This is a genomic window from Methylobacter tundripaludum SV96 (assembly GCF_000190755.2).
Lineage (GTDB): Bacteria > Pseudomonadota > Gammaproteobacteria > Methylococcales > Methylomonadaceae > Methylobacter_A > Methylobacter_A tundripaludum.
In genome coordinates, this window is record NZ_JH109152.1 from 1,506,459 (window position 1) to 1,525,427 (window position 18,969).

Consider the following 18,969-nt stretch of genomic DNA (forward strand, 5'->3'; position numbering starts at 1 on the left):
TCAGCGCAGGCATGTTAATGTATATTAACGTTTTAGGCCTGTACGACTGGTGATACTCGCTTTTGATTAAACGACAAGTCACAGGCGCCAAGCTTCTTAGATATAGGCTAACTGTGCCGGTTTTCTGATCGCGATTCTGCCGATAGTAAGAGATGAATTTGTCTTGTATCTGTTGTTTGGCGTGTCTGCAATGTGTTGTGTTCATAGTGTGCTCCTTGGGATTTATAGGTGGTTATCAGTCGATGGTTTGTTCGATTCACTTAGGCTTGGTCGCAGCTGCGCTTACTCCCAACTAAGCCGACAAGCTGACAAGGCCTTTGCTGATGTTGGCAGTTTGCTATCGCTTGAATGGTGACGTTAAAAACCTTACATAGATAATAGGCGCAAAAATTGCTTTGCCAGACATTGAACAGCTCTGCACATAAAGAGATGGGGTATTCGCGGCCCCTATGTTGAAATTTGCAATAGTCAAAATTAAAGTCTAACTCTTTAACTAATTCATCCTCATGTCCATCACCCACATAGGCAAAGTTTGCGATGTATTGAACTCGGCCTAATTTATTAAGGCGAATCTCTACCGGGTGATAGCCATTACGTTCAACGCTGAAATCGGGGTCTCGAAAATTGATGATGCAACCTGATGAAATATCGACCTCGCTGTGTTGCTCAATTTCATGAATGAGGATCAATGCCAACTGGTCGCTGATCACTAAGGGGTAATCGGCGTTTTGAATAATCATAAAAACTTAACTCCTATGATAGGCATGGGAATTCTCCAATCAATGGACGTGACTAACCCTGAGCAGGATTGCCCATCAAGTCGTCACGTCTGGTTTTATTGAGGCCTATTAATCAACCCGAAGGCTGACAATAGACAAGAAAGAATTACTGGGAATGAAGCCCATCAATTCTGAGGATAGAGCTTATCGATGTCGGCAAGAATATCGCTTACATTGACTAACGAACGGCGCAAGGTCTTTTCTGTATGTCTACGAGGATCAATACGCTTCACCGTATCGCGCAACTCCGTCACCAATTCCATTAGCTCCGGGGACAGGTTACCTGTGACGCCTCGACCAGCGCTGGCTGATGGTTTCTCCTGCTCAGGCGAAGTACTCAGGGTTTCTGTCGGTTTTGCCGAACCGTTTTTGGCTTCAGTAACTGCTTTTGATTCGGCTGGGATTTCGTTCTTTTGCGTCATGGGTACATCTCCAAATGGATTAAATAAAATATGAATGAACAAGAGCGGTCTTGCTCGATGGTTAACTATTGAGTTGCCCCGATCAATATTCCTCAGGCAACAAAATAGTGGTCACACTTCGGTCTGCTTCCGTGATGATCCAGACCTTGGCTGCTGCCAAGGTTTTGCTTTCGGACAACGGCGGTGGCAGCACATATACCGAAAAAATGCGTGAGCCCTGCTGAAGGGCTTCCTCGTTGGTTTGCGCATCCTCGGGACAAGCATCGCCCCAGTCGCCTGTCACATGGCGGGCGATTAATTGAAAAGGACTCACTTGGTAGCGTTGCATGACCTCCTGTGCTCCTGGCGTGTAACACAACTGGCCGAGCTCGAAACGGGGTGCGGCCTGTGTGGACGTGCCTGTGATGGTAGATTCCATAAGGTTCTCCTGTGGTTAAAGGGTTTGACATCAAAAAAACACGAGGACGATTCGATAAACAACTGGACACAGTAGCCTAACTAGCACTGAAAATCAGTCGCCAATAGGTATCGATTTAATCCAGATCCTCCCCAAAAGGTAACTCGTTGTCGTCATCCCACTCTTCGCTGTCCCCCTCTAATACCGACTGGTAAGGCAATGCCGCCAGCACCACCTCGGTATAACACTTGGACAGTCGCCGCATACTGCGACCCGCCTCAAGACAGGCATCATAGAACTCGGGCTGATTCAACAGCTGCTGATAATTTTCACAGGTTTGCACCAGACATTTAGCCAGGACATCAATGGCAGGAGCAAGGTTGGTTGTGATTGAAGGTGTCGTCATAATGATCTCCATAGAACAACTGAAGTGGCTACACTAAACCGGACACACAATCTAAAATAATCTGAAAATAGAGAGTGTGTCGAAAATGGATCAAGAAAAACAAAAAGTAAAAATATATAGCGCCGAATTTAGAGAATCCTCGGTGAAGCTGGCGATAGGTTCTGATAAGCCGATTACCCAAACAGCCAGGGATTTAGGAGTCAATGCCAATACGCTCCATACCTGGATCAACAAATATAGCCAGCCGAAGGAGTACAGCAAAACCGTGCGAACCGATGAGCATCTATACGAAGAATTGAAGCGGCTGAAGAAGGAAAACGCCCGATTAATAGAGGAACGTGACCTGTTAAAAAAAGCAGCGGCGTACTTTGCCAAGGAGCAACGGTCGACTGCATGGATGCAGGAGGTAGAGCAACGCAGGAGCAGTTGCCGAGAAGTACGCCTGGGTCAAACAACATGAGAGCGAATTTTCGGTTAAATCGATGTGCCGGTTCCTGAGCGTTTCTCGTAGCGCTTACTATGCTTGGCAGGAGCGCCCTCAGACAGCCATTGAAAAAGACGATGCCGAGCTGGTTGAGGTCATAAAGACCCTGTTCCAGAAGAGTCGGAAAAACTACGGTACGCGTCGCCTCAAGGAGGCCTTAATCAACCGGGATCGGCAGGTCAGTCGACGTCGTATCGGCCGGTTAATGGCTGCTGCGGGTTTAGCCTGTAAAACCAAGCGCAAATTCAAAGCGACCACGAATTCCAAGCATAATTTGCCCATTGCCCCCAATCACTTGGATCGGCAATTCACGGTGGCGCAACCGAATCAAACCTATGTCGGCGACATCACCTATATTCATACACTGGAAGGTTGGCTGTATTTGGCTGTCGTGATTGACCTGTACTCGCGGCAAGTGGTCGGCTGGTCAATGGCTGAGCACATGCGAGCCAAACGGGTGAACGATGCGTTATTGATGGCCGTTTGGCAGCGTAAACCCGGTAAAGGCTTGATGGCATACCGATAGAGGCAGTCAGTACGCCTCTGACAGTCATCGAGCGCTATTGCAGGAGCATGGCATTATCCAAAGCATGAGTCGCAAAGGCAACTGCTGGGATAATGCCGTCTCAGAAAGCTTCTTTCATACCTTGAAAACAGAACTGGTTCATCATCAGCGTTATCAAACCAGAGCTGAGGCTAAGCAGGATATATTTGAATATATCGAGGTGTTTTACAACCGTGAGCGACTTCATTCCGCAAATCACTATGTGTCGCCAGTGGACTACGAAATGCAGCTAAAATCTGCTTAACTTTGTGTCCGGAAAAGTGTTGACACATCAAAGTTACTATCCGTCCGTGGAAGAAACGACTAACCATTTAAAAACTGTGTCATTGCTGCCGCCCTGTCGGCGATAACTTTTTGTACACAAGGACGTGTTTCAATAAGCAACATATACTCGTTCACACCGGGTAAATATTCAGCAACCATATCAACCCCATAAATTTTTTGCGTTGCTAACCTCACCGCGAAAAAATGAGACCAGGCAACACAATCTGCCGCAGTGTAAGAATTGCCAGCTATATACGGGGAGAATTTTGCTAAACGTGCTAAGCCTTTTAAGCCGCGCTCTAATAGATCTTTAACTTGATCCTTAGTTTCTACAGAGACAGTGCCACCAAAAAATGATTCTGTATACAATCGGCGAGCATTCAATTCAATATTGAGCTCCAAATGCTGAATTAATTCTCTACACTTGGCTCGTTGATAGTTATCTGCGGGATAGAGCGGCTGCTCAGAATATATCTCTTCCAAATATTCGAGAATTACTTGCGATTCACTTAAATTGCCTTGTTCGGTTTCAATAAATGGTATTTTGCCCAATGGAGATCGTTTTAGCAGAGCAGAATCTTGAGAAGGAATCACTATTTCCTCTTTAAATTCAATGCCTTTTTCAAGTAGAACCAGTTTTATTTTACTGTAATAATTACTGACTGCTAAGCCGCATAAATTAATCATAATGATTTCCGTAATAGTAAAAAGAATGCTGTAATTTACTGCTTTTTTCGGTGGTTACTAAAAGTTGTAAATATTTTTCAAGAATATGTTTTATAGAAGAAAGTTTGCTAATAACTTTTTACCACCTTCAGTTGCGAAAGATTCGGGATGATATTGAATACCTTCGATGGGATATTTCTTGTGGCGAACTCCCATAATTACACTGCCATTTAAAGCGGCGTCGACTAAGTTTTGTTTTTGCCCGGTTACTTCATCTGCGACAACTGATGTAATTTCCAGGCAGTTGGGCAAACTAGCCGCATCTACCATTAGCGAGTGGTAACGCATTACTTCAAAGTTTTGTGGCATGGAGCGATACAATCCACGTTCGTCGTGTTGCACCAGTGATATTTTTCCATGCATGGGTACTGGAGCACTCACAACTTTCCCACCAAAACAATACGCAATACCTTGCATACCAAGGCAAACCCCCAGCAATGGAGTTGATTTACCTAGTTCTAATATGACATCACTACAGATCCCAAAATAATGTTTATCGCTGGGGGTTCCTGGCCCCGGTGAGATAATGATACGGTCAGGGTTAAAATCAATAACTTGATTGATAGTTATCTCATCGTTGCGTTTGACACTCACATCAAAACCAGCGAACCCCAGTTTTGCCGATAGAATTTCGCCAACGTACTGGTACAGGTTATAAGTAAAAGAATCGTAATTATCTATAATTAACACGCGCATGATTATTGTTCCTTTTCAAAGCTGGCAAGAACACTGCGCATTGCGGAAAGCTTGCGTTCAATTTCCTGATACTCGTCAGCCGGGTTAGAGTCATAGACATTGCCTCCACACGTTTGCACATAGCCGTCTTCACCATTGATAAACACCGAGCGAATGGGAATAGCAAACGTGCAATCGCCATTAAAACCAAATTGGCCAACGGCGCCACCATACGGACCGCGAGGATCAGATTCTAGCTCGTTTATAATTTTAATGGCTTCAATTTTAGGTGCCCCGGATAGAGTTCCGGCTGGGAAATTTGAAGCCAGGGCAGAAAACATATCTTCCTTTTCATTCAGAATGCCAACAATTTCTGAAGAAATATGCTGTACATGAGAGAAGCGTTTTATATCCATTAAACTACGGACTTTGACAGTACCATAGCGCGCTACCCGACCTAGGTCGTTACGGTGCAAATCCACTAACATATTGTGCTCTGCTATTTCTTTAGGGTCGTTTAATAATTCCCTTGCCAGTTGCATGTCTTCAATGGCATCCGCACCTCGTCTTGCGGTGCCTGCAAGCGGAAAAGTTTCCATTTCGCCATCACGTAAACGAAACAAAAGTTCGGGCGATGCTCCAATAATTTTTTGCCGATCAAACTTAAGGTAAAACATGTGCGGAGAAGGGTTTACTTCCCGTAATTTGGAATAAATATGGGTTGTATCACCAATGATCTTGTAGCGAGTTTTGAAGCCTACCTCACATTGAAAAATTAACCCTGATCGGATATATTCTTTAACTTTTAACACTGCTTGTTCATGTTCTTCACGAGACATCGAGTCTCCAAGGCAAGTGCATTCGGTTTCTCCAAAATCCTCTTCTTCTTGATGAAGTAAGGCCTTTATTTCTTCAATACGGTTTTTATTATAGTAATAGTAAAATATTTCACCTGTCATCTGATCGTAAACTAGCCCATCAAGATATACTCCAAATTTAAAAGGCTCGAACGATTCACTTGTTTGAAGATTAAGTGTCGGCTCAAAAAAATTTATAGTGTCGTATCCTAAATAGCCAACTAATCCGCCCGCATACCGGCGCGATATAATGTCCTGAGGAACAATTTCTCTAAGCGCATAATAAGAATTTTCACACTGATATTTTTCAGTTTTTTCTGTGCGGGTGTCGGTAATACAGAGCGTATGCTTGTCTTCCGCGTATACAATTTGAGCGGGGTCAAATCCTATAATATGATTACGGGAAACCCCGCTCTCCTCTCCAAGGGATTCGAATAAAAAACAGTGTTGATATTTTTTTTCAATTTTTCTAAATAATTCGAAAAAACAATCGTCTTCGGAAAGCTTTATATAGTTGGATTTTCCGGGTAGTTGTATTTTGGGGATGTGTTGGCTGTCCATATTAGATTTATTTATATCAGGATTGCTGCGAATATGTTGTAAGGCATTCCGTTCCAGTTCAAAAAATTTGCCGTTACGGTATGCTCTAGCTCCTCGAGTAACAGTTGCAATACCAACTTTTAATTTGGCGGCAATTTGTCGCTGAGGGGTGTTTTCTGTAAGCATCTGAAAAATTTGCAAGCGATTCTCGATGTCTTCCAGTTCTTGGGACGTCAAAATAGCTTCTAATGCAGCCCCCATAAGCTTCGGGTCGGATATGCCGCAAAGCAAATTCACTAATTGCCGTCGATATTGTTTCTGTGTATTCATGTACTAGTATTGTAGTACGCGCTATAAGCTATTGCAAATAGAGAGTTTGAAAACAGGGGGCAGCGAAGCAACTTTTTTGAGTTTTTCAGCATTCGCAGCTCGAAAGCCGGGATGCCACTCCGAAACGTTTGTTCCAATTTGCCGTCGACTACCCGCAGCGGCAAAAGTAAATGTTGTTTAATTCGTCGGCTCTGACAGTGAGTCAGGTGAGCTGAAACAGTGTTGTCATGTGGATTGGCATAAGCCATCTGGCGTCCGTACGTCAGCTCAGGCAAGATCGAACACAATCTTGCCGAAATGTACGGCGGACTTCATGCGTTCATAGGCCGCCGGCACCTCATCGAAGTCAAAGACCTGGTCGATCACGGGGTGGATCTGTTGGTCGGAGAGAAAGTCATTGAGCCGTTTAAAGTGCTCGACTGAGCCCACGCAGATGCCGTTAATACTGGCGTTCTTGAACTGTAGCGGCAAAATATTAGGCTGCGAAGCGAAGCCGGTCAGCACACCAATTTGAGCGATTCGTCCACCGGCAGCGATCGCAGCGATGGAGCGGTCATAGGTTTCAGGCCCGCCGAGCTCAAGAATGTGATCCATACCCTTGCCATCGGTTAGTTCAAGTGCGACTTTGTCCCACTCGGGTTGAGTGCAGTAGTTGATGGTCTGCCAAGCACCGAGTGTTCGCGCTCGTTCCAGCTTGGCGTCTGACGATGAGATCACTATCACTTGCGCGCCCTGTGCTGCGGCCAACTGTAAGCCAAACAAGGCGACTCCTCCAGTGCCCTGAACGAGAACAGTTTCACCGGCTTTCAACGCACCACGCTCGAATAGTGCTTGCCAAGCCGTCAAGCCTGCACAGGGTAAAGTAGCCGCTTCGGACAGCGTCAGGTGCGATGTAATTTCGACCAAAGATGTTTCTTCGGCAACGATGAAGTCACTCAGCACACCATTGGTCTGGCCGCCACCTAGGGACCTTTGAAGGTATGCGAGCGAGCAAGCACCGTCATGCCAATCGGGGAAAAAATTGAGGCTAACGCGGTCGCCTTCTTTCCAACGCGCCACCTCAGTACCCACGTCCACGATGGTGCCCGCACAATCAGACAGCGGAATCAGCCCTTCGTGATTTGAGTTTATGTCCTGCAGGGTAAGCAGGTCTCGGTAGTTGAGGCTGGCTGCGCTAACCCGAATCAGTACCTCGCGAGGGCCGGGACTGAGCATAGTATTATTGCAGCGGACAAGATTGCTTGCTCCACCTGATCTGGCAAAGCGGTAACTTCGGGAATTTATGGTCATGTTCATGCCTAAGGTTAAGTGTGCTTTATGATGCAATCACGAAGGTGCTACTGAGGCGGCTTCGTGCAAAGTGGTGTTCCCTTCTCTTCAGAGCCTGGGGCTATTCACTGATAGGGCGACTCTCAATGATTTCCGTGATCGTTAAACTTTGTAAGTTCAACAGTAAATCTGTCAATTTACCTTCAGTTAATTAACTGCCAATTGTTGATTAATATCAATTAAGTCTATCTCCGCTACAATGCCGGATATAAACTTTAAGCGGATGATGCTCACCAAATAACTGTAGCGAGCTTGAAGCAAATCGCGTTTGGCTCCAAAGAACTGTTGTTGTGCATTTAGCACATCAACGATGGTGCGTACGCCAACTTCATAGCCTATTTTTGTTGAGTCAATCTGGCTTTGACTACTTGTTAACGCTTGTTCATAGGCTTTTACCTGAGCGATACTTGTGCTCAAGTTCAAATAAGCACGTTGTGTATCCAGCTCAATTTTGCGACGTGCAATATCTAAATCATTTCGTGCTTTTTGTTTACCGAGCACCGCTTGCCTGGCGCGCGAACTAGTGGAACCGCCTTCATACAAGGGAATCTGTAACTGTACTCCAATCGTGGCATTTTTAAGTTCATTGCCAAAACCATAAAAACCACCATTTGCATAGCTATCGTTATAGCTAGCCACCGCATCTAAAGTGGGCAAATGTCCTGCCTGTGCGCGTTCAGACTCCTGATCTGACAACTGAACTAGATCTTCTTGAACTTTGATGCTCAAATTATTTTGTAATGCGACGTCTAGCCATTTTTCCATGCCTTGTTCTAAGGCATTGGTTTTAATGTCGGCTTTTACCGTTGCTAATTGTTGTGGCGTTTCTCCCGTAATAGCCTGCATCGTACGCATGGCGATTTGATGTTCGTTAATGGCGGCTATTTCTTGCGCCACAATCAAATCGTAGCGTGCTTGCGCTTCATTCACATCGGTGATCGTTACGGTGCCCGCCTCGAAATTCGTTTTAGCCTGATTTAACTGACTTAAAATAGATTCTTTTTGTGCAGCAATTAAATCCACTTTATCTTGCGTAATTAGCACATCAAAATAAGTTTGTGTAGTGCGTAAGATAAGCTCTTGCTGGCTTAGGTGTAATTGTTTATCTGCTTGGCTTACTTGCGTTTTGGCTTGATCTATCTGCACAAGGTTTTGTTTGCGATATAGGGGCTGACGTACCTCGACCCCATAATTGTAGCCCTCAAAAGATTGTACGCCACCATTAAACGGGATTTCCGTTCCGATGAATTTAATATTAGAACGAGAGACGTTTGCGCCAGCTGTAAAATTAACCATCGGTCGATAAAGTGCCTTGGCTTGTTCGATAATTTCTTGTATTGCCTTATTAGCCGTTAGCGCAGATGCCAGTGTTGGGTCATACGCCAGCGCTTTACTATAGATCTCCACCAGAGATTGTGGTTTGTCTTCAGCGAATGCTTTAGTCGTCAATGTAGTCATTACACAAACAATCGAAATAATAAGAGCTAACTGTTGATACGGCATTAAACCTGTGTTCATGTGATATAAATTTTATAAAAAACTCAACTGTGCAAACCAGAAACTCAAGGTGCCTCGCACATCAATTACGATATCGGAATGCAACTATTTCATTACCCCACTGTTTCAAGACATGCTTTCCTTTGCAAGTTCGCCTAATATCTTCTCAAACATCAATGAGTCAGATAAGTGTGGGCTGTGTCCTGCATTTTTGAATAAATAGGCGCCTAAACCAAGGGGATTGTTAAATGCTATGCCTGTGCAAAAATCAGGTTGAATAAAAGAATCCTGCCCACCCCACATTAAAGCCGTTGGTGTTTTCGAACTCTGAATGGCTTCGTATTCATCTAGCAATTTTCCTTGCATCAGACTCTCACCCAATTTTTGCCTAAAAAGACCATCCGTTCCCGTGATAGATTCATATAATTGATTGAATGCTTTGCTATCGCCAGCAATATCACCCAGCAGAGCCTTCACCATGAGTTCTTTTTTCTCTGATGTTAATTCAGAGGTAAAAATCGCACCTTCGCATGGATCGCTTTTGAAGGCAGCAGATAAAGTTTTCATGGAAACAGGCGGGGCGCTAATTAATATCAATCCATTACAGTCCGTCATACGCTGAATGGAATGGCTGAAGATGTGTCCCCCAACACTATGACCAACCAACAAGTAACGCCTGGGCGAAATGGCATGAACTACTTCAACAATAAGATCAGCAAGACTTGGAATAGACAAATAAAAGTCAATTGGCAAATTTGAGTTACTATGTCCAGGTAAATTAATAGCTATTATCTGGTACTTTTCCGCTAATTTTGACGAGAATAAGAATTCAAAACTGCGCCATGAACTGGAATTACCGTGTAATAAAATAATTGCATCGCCATGGCCTTCAGTCATCACCACATCAATAAATAAATTATTAATTTCTATAAGTGATCTTTTCATAATAAAACCTTATCAAGCATAAAGGTGAATGCTAACCATGATTAATAGAGTGCGGACTGGACTGATTTACGCGGATTATTAAGCCAAGTTTGTTATGCACTTTTAAATAAGTACTTGTCCGTTTAATTCGCTTTTTATAACTGAATAGTTAGGCATAAAGTTTTTCTAATTCAGCCTGATATCGTTCAATGACTTTTGTCCTTCTAACTTTACCTAACCTCGTTAATGTTCCACTCTCTACAGTGAAAGGTTCCTCAGATAAAATAAAACCCATAATCCTTTCATGCAGTGGTAACGACGTATTGATCCTGTCCAAAGAACACCGAATATCTTCTAATAAAAAACGATCTTTCTCTGTTGAGGAAAGGACAGCGACTAAATAAGGTTTCATATCGCCATAAACTACTGCATGATTGACAGTTGGAATAGAAGTTAATTTTGTTTCTATCGAAGAAGGGCTAATATTTTTACCGCCGGCGTTAACGATAATATCTTTTTTTCTACCGACAATACGCAACACGCCATCGTCGATTCTACCCAGATCCTGAGTATTAACCCAGCCGTTATCTAAAAATGTTGATTGATTGGTTTCTTGATTGGCATTTAAATAAAAACAAGCTCTCTCCGGTGTAGCCCGAGCAAGTATGCAGTTGTCATCATCTAACTTTATTTCTATACCGGGCCAAGCAGGCCCAACAGTTGAAAGTTTTGATTTTTCAGGCGTATTGCAACTTATCATGTTAAGCTCTGTCATGCCATATCCTTCATACAATGGCAATCCGGTTTGCAGCAAGAAGGTTTGTAACTCCAAAGAACTTGGAGACGCTCCTATCAATAGCATCTTCAATTTGTCGCCTAAAACGAGCTTTGCTTCCTCGCAAAGAGGATACCTAATAACATCTCCATTTTCATTTGATATTGGCCTGGATTCCAAAGCATGTAGTCTGTTTTCCCCGTCGTCGGCTAAGCGGAATTTATTGCGAATTTGGCTGGCAATCTGCTCGTAAACACTTGGAACGGTAACTAATACGGAAGGACTAAAAGAAGCCCCCTTCATTAGTATCTGAAAAGCCGTAGCAATAGTTACGTTGTATCCCCAATAAAGCCCTCCTAATAAATACTCGAAATGTACAATATGAGAAAATGAATGGCAAATTAGCCAATTATCTTCTTTATTAATTGAATATAATTTTCGGAATCTGTTTGTAAAAGCAATGGAGGTCTGTAATGGCACCTCAAATGCCTTGAATTTAGCTTCGGCAGTAGAGCCGGAAGTAAATGCTATTACTTTTTCAGATACCATAAAACTAAGTACTATATCGTCATCACAATCAATAGAGCTTATCTGCGCGCAGAAATTAGACAATTCGAATGTTTTTACGGAAGCAAATGCTTTACTGGCCTTATATTTATCTGCTACCAATGCTGATTCAATACTTAATCCATCAATAGAGGCAAGTATTTCTTCTTCTGACATACTCTCGGGCAAAGCGACTAACTGTGCGCCATTAAAAATGGCAGCTAAAGCAGCGCAAATCCAGTGATAACTAGGTTCACCGCAGACTACAAATCTAGTCCCTGAATTTGCAATATCAAATTCGCGCATATGGATAAGCGTTTTGCGAATGTCGCGAAAAACCTCGGTATAAGGTTTTGAAATAAGTTCGCCCTGCTTATTGAAAAATGTTAAGCAGTTAGTCGAGTTTGTCGCTATGCGTTTATGTAAATCTAAAATAGTGTATTGTTCCATAACATATGTCTTTAAATTTTAACGGTATCAAATGAGGACTTATTAATCATAAGTAGCAAGTCAAGGAATTTGTTTTTTACCAAAATAGCCCATTCTCTTGATTGCAAAGGCTCAACATGACTTAAAGAAAAATATATATCTCGATCGGACTTTAAACCATGGAGGATTAAAGCTACATTGCCTATATTGCGTCTTGCGGTAACATATTGATGCTTGACTTTAAGCTTACCGTACTGTGGAGCTAATCCTGACTCTGCATAGGTGATACCAATATCATTGCCAAATGTATTCGAATTAGCGAGAGTTGAAATCATATTCTCGACTATCGCAACATCATAATTTCTCGGTATCCAACGTCCAGTATTAAGAAACGCTCGCTGAACTTCAATTTTATGTTCACGGCTAAGGGATATAATGCTAGAAACACTGTCATCTGAGAATGAATGAACCGTGGGCATAACATTTAGGTAACACCCCAAACTTCTTTCTTTTACGTTCTGACACAATGGGCGCAATGAAACGGCAGAAAAGAGTGCAAATGATTTTCTATCTGGCGTACATAAGGCGATTGATGACAATAGGGCGGCGGAAAATAATGAATTGAGGGAAATCTGATTAATCTCGCAGAAGTCCTCTAGTTGCGCAACTAGGTCTTGGTTGACCTGGAAGTATTGAGACTTTGTATTCCGCTCGTTGAGACCAACTGAACTCAGATGCTTTTGCAGATTTAATGATGCCAATTTAATTTTTATATTATTTTGAATACCAACATATTTTTCCCATTCGCAAGCTGTTACAGCATCCTCTTCTAGAGAAGGAAAAACATTATCTGTGCTTTCTAGCGATCCAATTTCATATAAATTACCAAGACAGCCCAAGATTTGATCAAGCAAAAATTCACTACCTGCTGCATCCATGAGCGCATGATGCATAACCAATATAAGATCCCAACAATTTACTGACTGATAATTCACCGCTACCAGCCTCCAAAGCTGCTCTTCAGAATTGAGAAGCAAATTATTTTCCGCCTCAAGCCTAGCTTGCCAAAGGTTTGGGGAGTTCTTATCTACGGTAATATCTAAAAAACCATTCCTATGATGATTTCTGTCAGCTAAACAAAAATAATACCGCCCATCAATTTTTTGAATTGTCGCTCTTAATACCGGTAATTTAATTAATAGAGATTCAACGACTGATTCTAAATATTTATCATCAAGCTCCCCTTCGATTCTGACATGCAAGGCCCCTTGGGTTGTACCATCCCCTAGGGAATGCAGTAAGTGCATTCTCAGCTCACCAAAACCCAATTCACGAATTTTTTCCATATCAAACTCTATAAAACGCTGTGAATAAGCGTTTGAAGTTCAGAAACTGATTTGACCGTCATTAATGCTTCCACATGATCAACCAAATTTATTGCATAAGCGTTTTCAATGTTTACAGATAGTGTCATCAAGCCAAGAGAATCAATGCCTAAATCAAATGAAAGATTTGAATCCGCTTCAATAACCCGGTCTGCTATTGGCTTAGGCATTGATTGTCTAAGCGCATTTAAAAGATTTTTTTCAATTTCCACAAACATATATCCTATAGAAGTTATTCGGTTATGACAGTTGCAACGACGGACATTCCCACGCGCATTTTCACATTTTGCTCTTGGTTTATTTTTATGCGGACAGGAATTCTTTGAACCACCTTAGTGAAGTTTCCCGTTGCATTTTCAGGAGGCAATAAACTGAAAATTGCACCGGAACCACCGGATATACTTTCAACCTCACCCAAAAATTCGACATCAGGATAGGCATCTACAGTAAACTTAACAGGCTGCCCAGGTTTCATCCTTCCTACTTGCGTTTCTTTATAATTCGCTTCAATCCATGCTTTTTCCGTACATGTTACAATGCTGCCAATCGGCTGGTTGGCTTCAACAAAATGACCAAGAGCCACTTTCCGGTTGGTAATAATTCCAGACCGAAAAGCCTTTATTTTTGTTCTGGAATAATCCAGCGCTGCCAAGTCACGCTCGGCACGCGCCACCTTTACATTACCGCTGGAAATTTCGGTGTTAGCCTGAGCTTTTGATATAAGGCTTCCCTCTGATTGCCCATAAACGTTAGAACGTTTTCTAATTTCAGCCACCCGCGCCTTTTCTGCGCCAAATTGATTTTCTTGTGCTTCAACATTAGCTTGAGAGGCAGCAAGAAGTGCTTTTTTCGAATCCATATTACTTTCTGCGTTATCGAAACTCGCTTTTGAAGTCATCCCTTTTTGAAAAATACTGAGAACCCTTTGATAATTTGCTTCCGCCAATTTTAAGTCTACTTTGGCTGAACGAGAGGATGCTTTTGCTTCATCCATTTGACTCTTTATGACCTCCAAGTTTGCTAAAGCCGCATCTAAAGAATCTTTTGAGCGTTCGAAGTCGCTTTTGGCATTAATTTCTGAAAGCAACTCATCTTTAAGCGCAGCACTATAAGAAAGTTCGGCGATATTGAGTCGAGCTTCCGCTCTATCTAAGCGGGCACGATATAAATCAGGATCTATATTAATTAAGTCATCGTCCACATTCACAAGCTGGTCATCGTGAAAATGAACTGATTGTATTATGCCGCTGACTTGAGATGTCACATCGACCACATCGCACCTAACAATTGCATTATCAGTGGACTCTTTGTCGAAATTTATACTCTGCCAGCCAGCTAACAAAGAGCAGAAAATAATAACTATACTCCCTGCCCAGATCCGATAATCCGTTTTCAATTTATTAATCATAGCTATACTAGAGCTTCTTTAAGCAGCGGGTTGAGTATGTAGGTAGGAGAATCTCTCTTTTTCCTCATGCGAAAGAATCTATATATACTCATGACGTTTTGTTTTCATAAAAAACAAACAAATGAACATGACGATAAAGGCAACGGCCAGCCATTCAAAAGTTTTTTGATAGGAAATAACCACTACTTGCTTGGTCACATTGCTATTTAGCTGTGAAAACCCTTGGTGCATCGCTGTTGTATAGTCATTAATACTCTTTGTATAAAAATATTTAATTACCCCCGTAAATCTGTCGCGGAGAACTGGATTAGCCCAATTGATATGATGGATAAGAGCCCCTCTGACGACTAACTCAAAGTGACTGATTAAGCTTGAACAAATAGCAATGCCAATACTACTGCCCAGTTGTCTGGAAAATGCATTTAAACCGGCTGCTGCGGCTAAGCGGTCGGCAGCAACGTGAAGTAAAGCAACTGTCGATAACGGCGTTAAAATGCATGATACTGCGACTCCTTGTAGTATTTGAGGCAAGATAATATCGTGTATGCCGGTTACTTTAGTAAACTTGCTCATCAATATAGCGCTGAAAAAACCAAGCGCTAGTCCGATACCCATTAATAGCTTTGTCGAAACATGGTTATACAAGCGACCTATAAGCGGAAATGCAATCATCATAACCAAAGCACGAGGGACAAGAGCCTCGCCTGCATGAGTAGCAGAAAAACCAAGGACATCTTGCATGTAAATCGGTAAAACAAAAAGGGTTGCAGAAACCACAAAACCAAGGACGAAACTCATAAATACAGCTGAAGAAAAAGCCCGATTATTCAAAATACGCAAATCTACAGCAGGTTTTTTCGTTATTAATTCGTGCGCACAAAACAGGGTAAATGAGGAAATTGAAACAACTAATAACCAGACATTGGATCGTGTTTCAAACCAATTTAACCTTTCGCCTCTTTCTAATAGCCATAACAAAAAAACAATGCCATAGCCAACAAAATTATTCCTATCCAGTCTGGCTTAATGCAAACAACTGGGTCACCCTGCACCGGTTTGTTTTGAACAAATCGATGCACCATAAAAACACCTGCCAGACCAACAGGGACATTGACAAAAAAAATCAACGACCAGTGATAATTATCAATAATTAAGCCGCCCAATAATGGAGCTATTGTTGGACCGATCATAACCGTCACACCATATAATCCCATAGCCAAGCCATGCTCTTTTGGAGGAAAAGCTTGCCGAAGAATGACTTGCTCCACTGGCAATAACACGCCCGCTCCCAATCCCTGTAAAACACGTGCAGCGACAAGCAAACCAAGCTCCGTTGCGAAACCACATAAAATCGACGCAAAAATAAAAACAGCCAATCCTCCAAGGCATACATTTTTACGATCAAATTGACTGCATAACCAGCCTGTAAGCGGCATACCAATTACCACAGCTAACAAATATCCAGTGCTGATCCAACTGATTTCTGCTGTTGTGGCTGAAAAAACCCCGCGTAAATGAGGGGTTGCAATGTTGAGAATAGAAGTGTCCACTGCAGCCATAACAGCGCCAGTAGTTACAGATGCCGCCACCAACCATTTGTTTTCTGCCTTGGCATACATTAATTTTATATATTAAGTATTGGTAGTTTTTAAAAGCGGTTCAGGGTAGCGATAACCAGACACATTATCGGGCTTGAACGCTTCCGATAAATATGAGATTTGTTCTTTTGAGAGATGAATATCCTGGCTGGCAAAATTATCTATTAAATGATTTAATTTTCGAGCGCCAGGAATAACCGTCACCAATGGATTTTGTCCCAACAACCATGACAAAGCGACTTGAGCCAACGAGCAATTTTTTTCGTCGGCAACATGTTTCACTGCATCTAATAATTTTTGATTGTTTTCGAAGGATTCTTGTTGAAATCGGGGTAATTTGCCACGCAAATCTCCCTCATTATGAACTTGCTCTTTTTTGAGTGTGCCTGATAAAAAACCTCTCCCTATCGGAGAATAGGCCACTAAGTTGATATTGAGTTCGTTACATGCGGGTAAAATACTGTCTTCAATATCGCGTGACCATAAACTGTATTCGCTTTGTAGTGCGCTAACTTTCACTATACTATTTGCTTGTTTGAGCGTTTCTGTAGAAACTTCACTCAAACCAACTGCGGCAATTTTTCCTTCATCTAGTAACTGCTTCATTGCTCCCATTGTTTCTTCAATAGGAACATCGGGGTTACGACGATGAAGATAATACAAATCGATTTGCTCTACTCCAAGTCGATTCAGGGATTGCTCGCAGGCCTGAAGAATATATTCCGGCGTTGAGTCAATTACTAGAGTGCCAGGTCCATTCACATCCCGCTTAATACCAACTTTTGTTGCAATTAAAATATCCTTGCCTCGACTACCGAGCTCTTTAACAAAAGTACCAATTAGACGTTCGTTGTGACCTTTACCATACATATCTGCTGTATCGAAATGACGATAACCTAAGTCATAAGCTGCATGTAATATATCAAAGGAATTGTCATCATCTGTTTCACCGTAAAATTCGCTCATGCCCATACATCCTAAACCTATACGGATGGCATTAGATAAAATATTTTTATTGTTCATTACTAAATATCCCTTATTGTAAATTTAAATATTCCGACAAATTTATAACTACCTCGCCATGCTCTTCAATTGGACCGCGAAATACTACAATTCCATCCGGCCTTAATACTTGAAGATCGCCTAACTGGCGTAGCTCCTGCCAATCTTTTTTAAGTAACGCAATATTTATGATATTTGGTGATTGTTGCACTTGCATACAAGAAGAATCTGCAACTTCGTCGTTATTAATCCACTGAACGACAACATCCCTCACACCTTTGAGTCTTGTTTGTTTTGGACACGGTAGAGCTGTTTTATTAAGGTCTTGATCCAAAAAATGCAATACACTAATGTATAAACTAAGGTCTGGAATAAATTCAGATGAAGACATCAACAGCTTAGTCAGTTTTGAATCCATACGTCCAATACTAGGATCATCGGTCTTGCCAAATAAAACCGGGTTTGACGGGTAGGAAAAACCGAATCCAGAAACACTCAAGGGAAACAAATTCCGTATGTAAGCCCTATTAGACATTTTCGGCATAAATTGATCGGTATGTTCTTCTTGCCTGGATATCAATTTTGTTAAGCGGTCCGTCGCCATAGCATTTTCTTTAATAGCAGGGATTCTTTCTTCCTGATATGACTGAATAAGGGTATTGCCGCAGGCATTTCCTTTTATAGTAAAAGCAATCTTCCAAGCCAGGTTTACGGCATCGACTATACCCGTGTTCATACCTGTTCCACTAATAGGACTGAACAGGTGGGCAGAGTCGCCTGCAATAAACAAGCGTTTGCTTTGTAATTTATTGGCGTAACTTACATAAAGTGGCGCTTGCGAAAACCACAGGCATTCGCCGCAAAAAATATTGCGGCCAAATTTTTCCATTACGGGGTCGGTTACAAGATTAATGTATTCCCCTCTCTTGGGGTCGCCATTATGCTTTACAACAATACGCCAAATACTTTTACCTAATGGCACGAAGACAAAAAAAGTGTCCTCATATACAAAATAATATGCACTGTCTTCGCTCAAATCGATATCTAACTTGAAATCGGCAAGCGCCAAGTACATTGAATAAGGCAGCGGTGTCATAGTCGCACCGATAGCTTCGCGCACCAAGCTTTGCTTGCCTTCGCAGCCAATTACATAATCATATTGTTGCTTGATGGTTTGATTGTCGGGGCCTTCAAATACTACTTGAATCGCATCATCATGTTCGATGACCTCTACAACCCGAGTTCCCCATCGCACATTGACGCTATTATTTTTAGCAAGTTCAATAAGGTCCTTTTCGGTATCATATTGACTTTGCACTAACATAGAGTTGCAAGGCCATCCAAGATGCTTTAAATCGATAGTCGTTAATCGTTTATCGGTGTTAAATATGACCTTTAGCTTTGTGACTATATTTGAATTTTTGCCAACATTGTTTTTTCCAAAAATAATTCCTAATTGAGCTTGGGCTACCGGATTGATTGCCAGCGCCTTGCTCTGATTATTAGGACAATTTTTAAAATCGACAATATCAGGGGAAATACCAAACTTTTCCAAGCATGCCGCTAAAGTCAAGCCCGTCGGGCCGGCTCCGACAATTAGAACTTTCACAATATGAGTGCCTATTTTCATC

Annotated in this window: 18 protein-coding genes and 1 pseudogene; 1 reads left to right on the top strand and 18 read right to left on the bottom strand. The window is 42.1% G+C overall.

Features of this window, described 5'->3' with window-relative positions:
* Positions 1-260: 260 nt before the first annotated feature.
* From METTU_RS06915 to METTU_RS06930, 4 genes are all read right to left on the bottom strand, one after another.
* Entirely contained in the window at positions 261-740 is a 480-nt protein-coding gene (locus METTU_RS06915) for a DUF2787 family protein (protein WP_006890598.1), read from the bottom strand.
* Positions 741-904: 164 nt separating this feature from the next.
* Positions 905-1,201 (bottom strand): hypothetical protein, encoded by a 297-nt coding sequence (locus METTU_RS06920; protein ID WP_006890599.1) that lies wholly within the window; start codon positions 1,199-1,201, stop codon positions 905-907.
* An 82-nt stretch (positions 1,202-1,283) separates the two neighbouring features.
* On the bottom strand, positions 1,284-1,619 hold the full coding sequence (locus METTU_RS06925) for a hypothetical protein (RefSeq protein ID WP_006890600.1): 336 nt from the start codon (positions 1,617-1,619) through the stop codon (positions 1,284-1,286).
* Between the two features lie 115 nt (positions 1,620-1,734).
* Positions 1,735-2,004 (bottom strand): hypothetical protein, encoded by a 270-nt coding sequence (locus METTU_RS06930; RefSeq protein ID WP_006890601.1) that lies wholly within the window; start codon positions 2,002-2,004, stop codon positions 1,735-1,737.
* An 85-nt stretch (positions 2,005-2,089) separates the two neighbouring features.
* Between METTU_RS06930 and METTU_RS06940 the strand changes: the two are divergent.
* Positions 2,090-3,297, top strand: a pseudogene (locus tag METTU_RS06940) (IS3 family transposase).
* Positions 3,298-3,356: 59 nt separating this feature from the next.
* On the opposite strand, the gene METTU_RS06945 reads toward METTU_RS06940, so the two are convergent.
* The 14 genes from METTU_RS06945 to METTU_RS07005 form a co-directional block, all read right to left on the bottom strand.
* Positions 3,357-4,004, bottom strand: a complete 648-nt coding sequence (locus tag METTU_RS06945) for a glutathione S-transferase family protein (RefSeq protein ID WP_006890602.1) — start codon at positions 4,002-4,004, stop codon at positions 3,357-3,359.
* A 90-nt stretch (positions 4,005-4,094) separates the two neighbouring features.
* On the bottom strand, positions 4,095-4,739 hold the full coding sequence (locus METTU_RS06950) for an anthranilate synthase component II (protein ID WP_006890603.1): 645 nt from the start codon (positions 4,737-4,739) through the stop codon (positions 4,095-4,097).
* A gap of 2 nt (positions 4,740-4,741) precedes the next feature.
* Positions 4,742-6,445 carry a chorismate-binding protein gene (locus METTU_RS06955; RefSeq protein ID WP_006890604.1) on the bottom strand — a complete coding sequence of 568 codons (1,704 nt, stop codon included), beginning with the start codon at positions 6,443-6,445 and terminating at the stop codon, positions 4,742-4,744.
* A gap of 267 nt (positions 6,446-6,712) precedes the next feature.
* Positions 6,713-7,660: a zinc-dependent alcohol dehydrogenase family protein gene (locus METTU_RS06960; protein WP_217182797.1), complete on the bottom strand. Its 948-nt coding sequence runs from the start codon at positions 7,658-7,660 to the stop codon at positions 6,713-6,715.
* A 261-nt stretch (positions 7,661-7,921) separates the two neighbouring features.
* Complete coding sequence (locus tag METTU_RS06965; protein ID WP_254257834.1) at positions 7,922-9,292, bottom strand: TolC family outer membrane protein; 1,371 nt, start codon at positions 9,290-9,292, stop codon at positions 7,922-7,924.
* 105 nt (positions 9,293-9,397) lie between these two features.
* On the bottom strand, positions 9,398-10,216 hold the full coding sequence (locus METTU_RS06970) for an alpha/beta fold hydrolase (RefSeq protein ID WP_006890607.1): 819 nt from the start codon (positions 10,214-10,216) through the stop codon (positions 9,398-9,400).
* A gap of 148 nt (positions 10,217-10,364) precedes the next feature.
* Positions 10,365-11,966, bottom strand: coding sequence for an AMP-binding protein (locus METTU_RS21640; protein WP_006890608.1), 1,602 nt, complete (start codon positions 11,964-11,966; stop codon positions 10,365-10,367).
* Between the two features lie 11 nt (positions 11,967-11,977).
* A complete protein-coding gene (locus METTU_RS06980) occupies positions 11,978-13,291 on the bottom strand; it encodes a condensation domain protein (RefSeq protein WP_006890609.1) in 1,314 nt (437 codons plus the stop codon).
* Positions 13,292-13,299: 8 nt separating this feature from the next.
* Complete coding sequence (locus tag METTU_RS06985) at positions 13,300-13,542, bottom strand: acyl carrier protein (RefSeq protein ID WP_006890610.1); 243 nt, start codon at positions 13,540-13,542, stop codon at positions 13,300-13,302.
* Positions 13,543-13,562: 20 nt separating this feature from the next.
* Complete coding sequence (locus tag METTU_RS06990) at positions 13,563-14,738, bottom strand: HlyD family secretion protein (RefSeq protein WP_006890611.1); 1,176 nt, start codon at positions 14,736-14,738, stop codon at positions 13,563-13,565.
* Positions 14,739-14,816: 78 nt separating this feature from the next.
* Positions 14,817-15,716, bottom strand: a complete 900-nt coding sequence (locus METTU_RS21645) for an MFS transporter (protein ID WP_169624862.1) — start codon at positions 15,714-15,716, stop codon at positions 14,817-14,819.
* A complete protein-coding gene (locus METTU_RS21650) occupies positions 15,701-16,357 on the bottom strand; it encodes an MFS transporter (protein ID WP_050897726.1) in 657 nt (218 codons plus the stop codon). The genes METTU_RS21645 and METTU_RS21650 overlap by 16 nt, the downstream gene beginning before the upstream one ends.
* A gap of 12 nt (positions 16,358-16,369) precedes the next feature.
* Positions 16,370-17,359, bottom strand: coding sequence for an aldo/keto reductase (locus METTU_RS07000; RefSeq protein WP_006890613.1), 990 nt, complete (start codon positions 17,357-17,359; stop codon positions 16,370-16,372).
* 13 nt (positions 17,360-17,372) lie between these two features.
* Positions 17,373-18,968 (bottom strand): FAD-dependent oxidoreductase, encoded by a 1,596-nt coding sequence (locus tag METTU_RS07005; protein ID WP_006890614.1) that lies wholly within the window; start codon positions 18,966-18,968, stop codon positions 17,373-17,375.
* Position 18,969 lies beyond the last annotated feature (1 nt).